This window comes from Sphingomonas sp. LH128 (assembly GCF_000293195.2).
Classification (GTDB): Bacteria; Pseudomonadota; Alphaproteobacteria; order Sphingomonadales; family Sphingomonadaceae; genus Novosphingobium; species Novosphingobium resinovorum_A.
Genome location: NZ_ALVC01000423.1, coordinates 1 through 8,994, shown reverse-complemented (window position 1 = coordinate 8,994; position 8,994 = coordinate 1). Strand labels below are relative to the sequence as shown.

Below are 8,994 nucleotides of genomic sequence, written 5' to 3'. Positions count from 1 at the left end.
CTGCCGATGCCTGTAGCGGCGAATGAGACTGCGCCGTCAGCAAGTAGCCATAGACAGTGTAAGGTTGACGGCCGACCTCAGTGGTGACCCACCCGGCGATCACGGCGACAAATCCTGCGGGGCCCATCACGACCGCAAGGCGATGAAGCAGCGGCCAGTCATAGAGTTTGCGCCTGGTGCGACTGACCAGGCTGAGCAACCCCAGTCCGAGCATCGCCATCCCCAGTCCCACCATGATGCGGAACGTCCAGAAAACGATGCTGACAGGTGGTTCCAGGTCGTCGGGAATAGTGTCGAGGCCGGCGAGCGGAGCGTTGGGGTCGTGCTTCAGGATGAGGGAAGAAGCCTTGGGCACCTCGATGGCGTAATCGATCCGCTTTTCCGCAGCATTAGGGATGCCAAACAGAACCAGCGGAGCGCCGTCAGGATGGCTGTCGTAATGCCCCTCCATCGCCATGACCTTCGCCGGCTGATGCTTCAGAGTATTCAGGCCATGGGCATCGCCAGCGAAAATCTGCAACGGGGCGGCGAGAGTCACCATCCACATCGCCATCGAGAACATCTTGCGGGCGCCCGGGTTGCTCCGGTCGCGCAGAAGGTGCCATGCACCGACCGCTCCGACGACGAGCGACGTCGTCAGGTAAGCAGCGAGCACGACGTGCGCGAGACGATAGGGAAAGCTCGGATTGAAGATGATCGGCAGCCAGGAGCCGGCAGGTACGAACTGCCCCTGAGCATTGATCGCAAAGCCTGTCGGGGTCTGCATCCAGCTGTTGGTGCTGATGATCCAGGTGGCGGAGATGAATGTCCCGAGAGCCACCATGCAGGTTGCGAGGAAATGCATCCGCGGTCCGACCTTGTTAATGCCAAACAGCATCACGCCAAGGAATCCCGCTTCCAGGAAGAAGGCCGTCAGCACTTCATAGGCCATCAGCGGGCCTATCACCGGCCCCGCCTTGTCAGAGAAGACCGACCAGTTGGTTCCGAACTGGTAGGACATCACGATACCGGAAACGACACCCATCCCGAACGCGACGGCGAAGATTTTCAGCCAGTAGCGATACAGGTTCGCGTAGACGCCGCGGCCCGTCTTCAACCACAGACCTTCCAGCACCATCAGGAAGCTGGCGAGACCGATCGAAAAAGACGGAAAGATGAAATGAAACGAGACAGTGAATGCAAATTGCACTCGTGCCAAAAGTAGTGCTTCGTCGCCCATAAGAGCTCCCGATATGGCGCGTCACAGGCGCAGCAAACCACAACAACAACGCGCAATGCATTGTTGCGTGCCTAAAAAGCAGCACCCTCGTGCGGTATGTTAGATCAGGCTTACCTTTCGGGGAGCCTGCGGACTTATGAGAGCCGACAGCAGCTGAAGACCCCGCTGCAACCGCGCTCGCGATAAACTTCCACCAATCGAGACCCGCAGGGCTGCTGCGGGTTCCATTGCGCGATCGACCGCGAATGCCTCGCTCGGGATGGCTGAGAGTCCATGCTGGCGCAGGACGTCAGCTATGTGGCGACCGTCGAGATCGGTCGGAACGCTTAGCCACAGGTGATACCCGCAGTCCATTGCGCGAAATGTCCCAGAGGCGAGGCACTCACGCGCAAGTTTCTGACGCAAAGCGGCCTCGTCTCTGACCTCGCCGACGAGGTGGGTAAAGACATCCGACCTGGCCCATTCGGCAATGATGGCGGCATTAAGTGGTGGTGCCATGATGGCCGTTTCATGCATATCGGCAGCTAGACGCCACGCCCCGGCAACGTCAGGAGCGCGCAGCCAGGCTACACGCAGGCCCGGCGTAAGCACCTTCGATACACTCGCAATATACCAGGCGTTTGTCGGCGCGAGCGACGCTACAGGTACAAGGGGTTGAGCGGGAAGAAAGCCGTATGCGTCATCCTCGATCAACAGGAGGCCATGCTGCGTGATGACACGGGCGATCGCCGCTCGCCTGTCTGGCGGCATGGTGATGGTAGTGGGGTTGTCATTAGTGGGAACGAGATAGATGCCTCGGACTTCCGTAGCTGAGCATGCTTCATCCAGGGCTCGTGGAAGCATGCCGTCTTCGTCACTCGCCACAGGAACCAACTCGATCCCAAACCTGCGAGCCAGTGCCAGCAGGCCGGGATAGGCATAAGGGGCCACGGCCAGTCTATCACCGGCACTGAGTTCAGCGCTGAAAATCGCATGGAGGGCATTCTGGCCGCCCGCAGCCACGAGTACGCTGTCTTCCGAGCAGGGAATGCCTCGCGCAGTCAACATATCAGCGCCTGCCTTGCGTGCCGAGGCAGCCCCTCCACTACGCTGATATTGAAAAGGCAATCCGCCGTTTTCGGGACTCAGCAAAGCAGAAGCGCACTCGCGAAATGCCGCTGCCAAGGATCCACCGAAATCTTCGGGCGGAGCATTCATCCCCGTGTCGCCTGCGTCCTGAACTCGGATGCTCGGTGTCGCCGAAGCCGTTGCGCGCACGAAGCTGCCCCGGCGACCACTACCTTCAACAAACCCGAGGCGCTGCGCTTCGCCGTAGGCGCGGGTGATCGTCGTTAGATCCAGACCCAGCGCTTCTGCGAGTGCGCGCTGAGGGGGCAGTCGGTCACCCGGACGCAGCTTTCCAGCCTCCATGTCTCGTGCAATCGCCTCCGCGATAGCAAGATATTTCGGCCCGGTTGCCGTGGTTATATCGGGAGTCCAGCTTTGCATCATGACCTTCTAGAAGCCTTCGGGCGGTTGGCGCCGTTAGTCTCGGTGATAGAACGCTGGGCGACCGGCAAGAACATTCCTCGCCATTTCTCCGCCATCATACACCGCAAGCGGCGTGCTAGACCCGATCCCGTCCCAGAACCCGGGATCGGCATATTGGCGAAGGGCGACCTCGTATCGCTTTAGCCGAACGAATTCTGCTTCCAAAAGGGCGGCGGCGGTTTTGATTTCCGGGAAGTCTTCTGCCTTGCCGCTGCGGATCATGCCGGAAAGGTCCGGACGGTTGATCGCGTCGTACAGATCAGAAACAAGCCGTGCCGCGAGATTTATGCCCTTAACATTCCTGGGCGTGGTCGAAGACACCGGGCCGCTCATATTACTTATCCTCATTCTCGGCCTTGGCATGCAACTGCGCCCAAAGGTTCTCGGTGCCGGCTTCCTGTGCCTTGTTGACGTACTGCGAGGCAACGAGCCAACCCTTGATGTATTGCAAGGGAAGGACACATCCGAGCATCATCAAAGGAGCGGATGTAAACAAATGCACCCAGAAGGGCGGTTCGAAAGCAACCTGAAGCCACACCACGAAGAACGTCAGCGGAAATGCGACGATGCACAGCGAGAAAAACGCTGGACCATCGTCGGGCGCGGCAAAATTATAGTTCAGCCCGCAGCTTGGACATTTCGTCTGCAGCTTCAGCCATTTGCGGAACATGGATGCTTGTCCGCATTTGGGGCAAAGCCCTTTCAAACCACAGTGAAAAATCCAGCGTCCTTTGCTGGCAGTTGCGTCGTTCGAGTCCAACATCGGATGGGACCTCAAAGAGTTTTGCTGATTGTGAGACCCATATATACGAAACATTCAATCCATGCAATGAGCATGCAATGGTGAGACATTATGTCCCACCTAGCCAGAACGTCCGGGAAAACCCGCCGCCGCGATAGCCTCCACAGCGTGAAGCAAGTATAAAGTCAGGGCGTTTGCATGGGCACTTATCCATACAATCTACCCTCAGCCGGCCGAAGCAGCCTTCAGACCAACGAGCTTTCCATGGAGATCACGGAACGCCCGTAACGCTCATGACCTCAACACTTACCTGTGGCTCGATTTCTCTGGCGACGTTCCGACGCTTCGGAACAAGGTAAATTGACACACCATCCGACCTGGCAATGCCGAAAGTGAAAGATGACGAGGTGACCGCTTTCCATGAAGGAGAGCGGTTGTCTCCCCCAGTGAGCGACTTTCAAGTCGACGCAGAGTACTCGTGCGGCGACGATGAATTGGTCGGTCTGGCTAACGACAGTCAGGTTTCAGCAAATGCAGACATTCGATTGATTCCTCCAGAATGGCGGGTATGTCCCAAGGCTTGCCCGTCGGCTGACGATCGCCGAAACCTCGGAGACGTCAAGTTTCGGGACAGGCTCCTGTCCACAGCAATGACCCTGATGAGCGCGGCTCCAGACGCTTAGCCGGTCTGTCCGCTGCGATCTTCAACGCAGCAACAGCAAATCCCGAGCGCCACCGCGAGTCAGTTCCGTTCGCTCTACGGAGTGAGTTTAGATGGCGCCCGTGACCAGCTCCCCGGCAATAATTCCGCCTTCGGCGGTTGCGTGTGGTGCAGTTCGAAAACAAGTTTTCGAACTGCACCACACGCCCAATAGCTTGAAAATTATCGCAGGACACTTGCAACGGTACATAAGAGGTGTAGCCTTGGGCCTGGATTGGGAAGCACTTTGTCGAGGTGCGCGACAACGGCGATCAATCCGTCAGGGCCATGGATGTCGCGGCGACACATGGAGCCGACGCCGACGATCGTGCCGGGATTCATCGACCACGCCAGCATTTCGGCGCAACGCTCATAGTCCTCGGGATAGCGACCCTGAAGGACGGGCATGAAGCGGTCGATGATGCCGAGGTCATGCGCCCGCGATCGGCATTCGCGGTTCGTCGCCACGGTGCGGGCGATACGGTCGAGGACTTCGGCGCGATCGGCGGCAATCTCGGCTTCGCAGCAATAGTCGGCGGCCGCGAAGCGCCGGAACGGATAGGATGCGGCCAGAGCCATGTAGTCGGCGATCCACCATGGATAGCCGCCATATCTGGACATCAGGACATATCCCACGCTGTCGAGGTCGAGGCTTTTGAGCCCGTGGGCATTCGTCAGTTGGCCGGTGCGCCAGCCTCGCCATTCCCGCCAGCCCCCTGATGCGGTGCGCCAGCGCGACAGGCAGTTCGCGGAAATCAGCATGGGCTGCTGCATGATCCGCGCGCGCTGAAGGATCGGCCCTTCATTGAGATGGGGCAGGCCGACGATCACCTCGATCGTCATGGAAGGATCTCGGCGTCGAGTTCGTCGAAGCTGATGACGCTGCCGCGCGCATCATACCGGGCGGCATCGACGAGGGCCTTGAACATGGGATCGGCGTATGTCGGACGGGCCAGATGATCGACGCTGGCGAGGGTATAGCCAAATACGCCGACTTTGCCGCTCGGCACCCAATCGGCCCAATCGCCGTAGGCGGTGGTCACGACGACCTTGCCGATGCGTGCCTCGAACGCTTCGCGCTCGCGCCTGACATGGCTCTGACGCGGTTCTACGGCCTCGCCGGCATAGGCTTCCCATCGCTCGGGCCGCCAGCTTTTGACGGTGCTGGTGGCAAGCGAAAGTTCGATGTCGAAGAGCGGATCTCCGGCAGCGGCAAATTCGGTCTGGAACGCCACGATCACGAGCGACCAGTCAACGTCATGCTCGTACTCGGGTTCATCCAGACGCAGCGCCTCGGGGATGGCGGCCTGGCGTGTCTCGGACAGGACAAAGCCGCCATGTGACGGGGTCACGACGCGCCAGATGCCGGGGAGGCGCTGCGTGGTAGTGACGGGCTTGCCCCAGCGGGTCATCTCCGGTGCGGGGGAGGAAACGAATGCGGGCATGTGTGTTCTCCTTCATCGTTCGCTCCCTCCTTCTCGCTCCCCTCATTCAGCCTCAGAGAGCCAGGTCGCCATGTTCTGGACGACGGGGCGCCGCTCGCAGTGCCGCCGAGCGCCCTCGGCGCTGTTGATGGCACTGTGAAGGCGGCCTGCGGCCTTGGAGGCCCCGGCCTCGCGCAGCAGGCCGCGTGCACGGCGCATGAGTTTCAGGGCGTCGTCGATCTGTTGCTTCGAACGCGGTGTGGCGGGTTTCAGGCGGGGCATCTCAAGTCCTCCTGTCTCTTGAGGGCAATGCGCGCGGCGACCTCGTTTGCCGAAAGGTCAGTGCGCTCGATCACGCGCCAGGGCTGCAGGTCATTGCCGGGGGCGATCATGACCGCGATTCCGGCCTGCATCATGCGCTGCGCGACGCGGATGGCATTCTCGCGGCTGCAGAGCCGTGCCCACAGCGGCGAGAGCGCGGATGATACCGCGCTCATGGCGGGGGCATCGCAGCGGAAGGGCGGGGGGCGAAGAGCGTTCGGTGGACCTTCGTTTCCGGGACGACAGACCATTCAAGGTCACGGAAGTTGCGGATGCGATAGTGCCCGTATTTACCGAAAGGCCGGAAGGTGATGGTCGCGCCCCGCTTGATGACGGTGAACTCGTCGCCGGCAAAGCCATCGGTGAATGTGATCGCCTGCGGGAATTTGACGCGCATCCCATCGACGATCTTTCGGGAACGCTTCTGCAGGTGGGCGAGGCAGCGCCGACGCCAGTCGAGAGCATTCTCGTTGGTGGTCGGCGTCAGCAGGCGAAGGATATTCTCGGGTGCTTCTGCCTCGCAGGGGCCCATGCTTTCGCTCATGTCCTTGAACCCGAAGTGCATTGCCTCCTTGTCCCTCGGGTTCCACTTCACGAGGCAGACCATGGCGATGACATCGGTCGGCACGCCGTTTTCGGAGTATTGCACTGCTGCGTACCAGACCCGGTTGCCGGGGCAGGACGAGGCAAGGACGCGAGCGGCGCGCGCGATTCCGTTGTCGTCCGGCGCATTGGTGAAGGTGAACTGGGCGTCGAGATAGGACTTGGGCGTAGCGTGCCCGCCCATGTGGTGCCTGTTCATGAAGAGCCAGCCCATGGTGACGTCTCCTGCTGATGGAAGTCATGCCGCCGCCTTCAGGGCATCGCCGGCAGGCGCACTCGCCTCGGCAAAGCTGAAGGCGCGCAGATAGTTGAAGGCTTGTTCGGCTTTGGCCGAGGCGGTGAAAATCGCGCTGTGATCGGTGCGGAGCACTCTGATCCAGTGCGCCAGGTAGCTGGCGTGGCTGTCGTGAAGTTCGGTCGGCAAGCCGAGGTCCGCGCAAACGTAACTTGCTGTCAGTTCGGCACAAAGTTCCTCTACGGCGTATGCCTCGTCACCGAAACGCTTGCCGAATGTGCGGTTGAGCCGATCCTTGCTGCCACTCCAATGGGCACTTTCATGCGCCCTCGTGGAAGCGTAAGCGTCGCCCGATCTGAAGCTGCCGGGACGGGGCAGCTGGATGTAGTCACCGAGCGGGCTGTAATACGCTTCGTCGCCGCCGTGGCGAACCTCGGCAGGGATCGCCGCGAAGAAGCTATCGATCGCGTCCTGGCGCTGCGATAGCAGGCTCGGTGTCGGGGGCACGTCCCGCGCGTAGTAGTAATCGGGCAGGCCCTCGATCTCGTCTGCATTGTAGACGATGTAGTGGCGCAGGAAGCGGATCAGCTGGCCGGTGGCCTCGCCCGGCAATCCCGGCTGCCCTGCCTTGCGGAAGCTGGAAGCGTAGATCGACATGGATGGATCGGCCTTGCGGCGCACATGCGCGCGAAGTTCCTCGGCCTGGCGCGCTGTCATCCAGTAGCGGCTGCGGTATCCACGCGCGTCGGCGATCGTCCAGAGCCAGAGGCAGTTGATGCCGTTGTACGGAGTGCCTTCATGGCGGAGCGGTCGGCCGCCCTCCCCGGTCAGCGACCAGGAGCGGGCCCACGGGGTTGTGCCGGTCTCGAGCCAAGAAACGATGGTATTGGTGACTTCGCGCGCGATGTCGCGCGAATTGCGGGGCGTCTTCATGGGAATGTCCCTTGTCCGGTGTGGCGAGAAAAGCCCCCGGTGAGCCGCAAAGCCCACCGGGGGATCGTCGATCGGGTTGGAGGGACGCTCGTTATTCCGCCGCTTCGGCCCACTGACTGACGGCATCGTCATCGCCGTAAACTTCCGGCGAGCCGTCATCGATCAGGTGATCGTCGTCGCCTTCGCCGGTGTGCTCGTCGTCGATCGAGACGTTCTCGCCATCGTCGCCGTCGTCGGGCCCTGTAAGTGCAGCGTCGATCAGGCTGGCCAGATCGTCTTCGGCGTCGTCAGGTGCGCTCGCCTCGCCGGTATCCCCGGCTTCGTCGCCCTCGTCCTGAACCGTCGTCGTCTCGGCGGGGGTGAAGCGCATTGCGGCGGGCACCCAGGCCAGTGCCCTTTCCTTGACGTCGGCCTCGATCACCGCGTCGCCGGCGAACAGCTTCTCGCAAGAAGTCGAGATTTCGCCCTTCTTCTGGCTCGCATGGCGGCCCGAGAGTGCGGGACCGCCGACTTCGTCGAGCAGCGAGAGCAGAGCACCCTTGGGAACGCGGTCGAAGAAATTCTCCGAGGTCGGGCGCCACCACTTGGCAACATCGACTTCGAGCAGCCCGGCAAGGTGGGTCTGGAGGGCGTTCTGACGATGGCTGTAGGTTTCCTTCGCCTTGAACGACCGGGCAACGATCCACGCGAGCCATGCCGCCTTGACCTCGTCGTCCAGCGCGCGGAAGGCGTCGAAGCGATCGACCATGCTCTTGTGCTCGGTCCAGGAGGCATCAAGGCCTTCGCGCACTTCGGCGAGATAGTCATGGGCGACCGACTTGGGATAGGCGTCGTAGCGAACCGGATCTTCCGGGTGCGAAGCTCGGATCGTGGTGCCGCAGGTCTCGTCCGTCCCCGTGGACTTGTCGACCATGGCGAACAGCATGTAATCGAGCGCGAGCGCCGGGTTGGCGATCATCGAAGCGCCCAGAACGTCGCGGCGCTGCACCGAAAGCTGATCGAGCAGAACCTGGCTGAGTGCCTTGCCGCCAGGGGCAACTTCGTCGGGCGACACCTCCTTGGTGCCCCCGGTGACGGTTCCGGTCTCGCCCTCCTCGATGCGGAACGTCGGAGTGCGCGGGGCCGCTTCGCCGGCAGGTTCGCTTTCGATACCGTCGTCGCCGGTCTCGGCCGCGTCCTCGTCGTCCTCATCGGGTTCGACCATGGTGACGCTGAGCGGTGTTTCGCTGTAGTAGGTGTCGCCGAGTTCCATCCGGCCGTCCTGCGACAGCGTCAGGAACAGGCCGA

Annotated in this window: 10 protein-coding genes and 1 pseudogene; all 11 read right to left on the bottom strand. The window is 61.4% G+C overall.

Annotated features, from left to right (window positions below):
- Positions 1–1,219: cytochrome ubiquinol oxidase subunit I (locus LH128_RS27105; protein ID WP_008832896.1), on the bottom strand; the 1,219-nt coding region annotated here is incomplete at its 3' end.
- Between the two features lie 99 nt (positions 1,220–1,318).
- Entirely contained in the window at positions 1,319–2,710 is a 1,392-nt protein-coding gene (locus LH128_RS27100) for an aminotransferase-like domain-containing protein (RefSeq protein ID WP_327195282.1), read from the bottom strand.
- A 33-nt stretch (positions 2,711–2,743) separates the two neighbouring features.
- On the bottom strand, positions 2,744–3,082 hold the full coding sequence (locus LH128_RS27095; RefSeq protein WP_008832894.1) for a hypothetical protein: 339 nt from the start codon (positions 3,080–3,082) through the stop codon (positions 2,744–2,746).
- A 1-nt stretch (position 3,083) separates the two neighbouring features.
- Positions 3,084–3,512 (bottom strand): DUF983 domain-containing protein, encoded by a 429-nt coding sequence (locus LH128_RS27090; protein WP_051211594.1) that lies wholly within the window; start codon positions 3,510–3,512, stop codon positions 3,084–3,086.
- Positions 3,513–4,374: 862 nt separating this feature from the next.
- The gene (locus LH128_RS27085; protein WP_008832892.1) at positions 4,375–5,034 is read right to left on the bottom strand and encodes a deazapurine DNA modification protein DpdA family protein; all 660 of its coding nucleotides are present in this window, start codon (positions 5,032–5,034) and stop codon (positions 4,375–4,377) included.
- Positions 5,031–5,636 carry a DUF7007 domain-containing protein gene (locus LH128_RS27080; RefSeq protein ID WP_008832891.1) on the bottom strand — a complete coding sequence of 202 codons (606 nt, stop codon included), beginning with the start codon at positions 5,634–5,636 and terminating at the stop codon, positions 5,031–5,033. The genes LH128_RS27085 and LH128_RS27080 overlap by 4 nt, the downstream gene beginning before the upstream one ends.
- A 42-nt stretch (positions 5,637–5,678) precedes the next feature.
- Positions 5,679–5,897 carry a hypothetical protein gene (locus LH128_RS27075; protein WP_008832890.1) on the bottom strand — a complete coding sequence of 73 codons (219 nt, stop codon included), beginning with the start codon at positions 5,895–5,897 and terminating at the stop codon, positions 5,679–5,681.
- On the bottom strand, positions 5,885–6,112 hold the full coding sequence (locus LH128_RS27070) for a hypothetical protein (protein WP_008832889.1): 228 nt from the start codon (positions 6,110–6,112) through the stop codon (positions 5,885–5,887). The genes LH128_RS27075 and LH128_RS27070 overlap by 13 nt, the downstream gene beginning before the upstream one ends.
- On the bottom strand, positions 6,109–6,753 hold the full coding sequence (locus LH128_RS27065) for a DUF6927 domain-containing protein (protein WP_008832888.1): 645 nt from the start codon (positions 6,751–6,753) through the stop codon (positions 6,109–6,111). The genes LH128_RS27070 and LH128_RS27065 overlap by 4 nt, the downstream gene beginning before the upstream one ends.
- 24 nt (positions 6,754–6,777) lie before the next feature.
- A complete protein-coding gene (locus LH128_RS27060; protein ID WP_008832887.1) occupies positions 6,778–7,707 on the bottom strand; it encodes an ArdC family protein in 930 nt (309 codons plus the stop codon).
- 91 nt (positions 7,708–7,798) lie between these two features.
- Positions 7,799–8,994: pseudogene (locus LH128_RS27055) on the bottom strand (hypothetical protein); the annotation flags it as partial.

Excerpts from the sequence above, each read along its gene's own strand:
- LH128_RS27090 (WP_051211594.1), bottom strand. The coding sequence starts at position 3,512 with ATGTTGGACTCGAACGACGCAACTGCCAGCAAAGGACGCTGGATTTTT.
- LH128_RS27100 (WP_327195282.1), bottom strand. The coding sequence starts at position 2,710 with ATGATGCAAAGCTGGACTCCCGATATAACCACGGCAACCGGGCCGAAA.
- LH128_RS27095 (WP_008832894.1), bottom strand. The coding sequence starts at position 3,082 with ATGAGCGGCCCGGTGTCTTCGACCACGCCCAGGAATGTTAAGGGCATA.
- LH128_RS27060 (WP_008832887.1), bottom strand. The coding sequence starts at position 7,707 with ATGAAGACGCCCCGCAATTCGCGCGACATCGCGCGCGAAGTCACCAAT.
- LH128_RS27065 (WP_008832888.1), bottom strand. The coding sequence starts at position 6,753 with ATGGGCTGGCTCTTCATGAACAGGCACCACATGGGCGGGCACGCTACG.
- LH128_RS27080 (WP_008832891.1), bottom strand. The coding sequence starts at position 5,636 with ATGCCCGCATTCGTTTCCTCCCCCGCACCGGAGATGACCCGCTGGGGC.
- LH128_RS27070 (WP_008832889.1), bottom strand. The coding sequence starts at position 6,112 with ATGAGCGCGGTATCATCCGCGCTCTCGCCGCTGTGGGCACGGCTCTGC.
- LH128_RS27075 (WP_008832890.1), bottom strand. The coding sequence starts at position 5,897 with ATGCCCCGCCTGAAACCCGCCACACCGCGTTCGAAGCAACAGATCGAC.
- LH128_RS27085 (WP_008832892.1), bottom strand. The coding sequence starts at position 5,034 with ATGACGATCGAGGTGATCGTCGGCCTGCCCCATCTCAATGAAGGGCCG.